Below are 858 nucleotides of genomic sequence, written 5' to 3'. Positions count from 1 at the left end.
CTAGGATATAAAGATTATGTTCCTTTAGAAAATACGATAGTAATTAAAAATATTTCTATGATTGTCGGTCAAGCAAAATATTATAATGATTATGATTTATCCTTAACGCCTAATTCGCCAAATAGCGAAGGTTTTTTCTATCCATTAATTAACGGGATTATCGCCAATCAGAATGTTCAAAACCCTGTGGTTGAGATTAATATGAATGACGGAGATTCTTTTGATTTAAGGATTATTCCAAATAATGGGACACCAGATATGTATGCCGATTTGATTCCGATTAAATATGACTATGATCGCCAACCTTCTTTACAAAACGTTAAATTCTCACGAATTTTCTTGAACAATATTCAAGGAAATCCTGTGAAAGGTTCAGTTTAATATGAATATTTCACCTAATAATCAAAATATTTACTTTTCAAAGGGAACTTGGGAAATAGATGATTTTAGAGCAACTTGTTATAATAGTGGAGCTAATTTTAATTTCACGACAGATGCTTTTAAAAAAGGTAATAAAAGTATCATTTTAAATTTTGAGATGCCTAATGTAGTTGAGGGATATACTCCTATTCTAGCATGGCGTATTAATGGTTTAATTTGGGAATATGCTCATATGTCAGAGCAGATGACTATTACTTTACCTCAAGGTGTGAATGATGCCACTGAAGACCCTGTTATGAATGGCATTGCAAATCACTATATTGAAGTGTGGGTAAGGACGATTTCAATTAACAAGCCACGTTGGTCATGGAATGGAAATATAAATAACAATGTGATTATTTTAAAATCTATCACCATTGATGATAGCGCAAGCATTTTGGAAACCATCCAGCCAGAAACAACAATGTTATGTATAGG

The 858-nt window shown here is 32.1% G+C and carries 2 protein-coding genes; both read left to right on the top strand.

What is annotated here, in order from left to right:
* The coding region (locus PQG54_RS12280) for a hypothetical protein (protein WP_271807737.1) at nt 1-381 on the top strand (381 nt) is incomplete at its 5' end.
* 1 nt (nt 382) lies between these two features.
* Nucleotides 383-858 (top strand): hypothetical protein (locus tag PQG54_RS12275; RefSeq protein WP_271790838.1); only part of this gene is annotated, 476 nt, incomplete at its 3' end.

Source organism: Commensalibacter communis (genome assembly GCF_947179015.1).
Taxonomy (GTDB): Bacteria; Pseudomonadota; Alphaproteobacteria; order Acetobacterales; family Acetobacteraceae; genus Commensalibacter; species Commensalibacter communis.
This window is presented reverse-complemented; position numbering and strand designations above follow the sequence as displayed.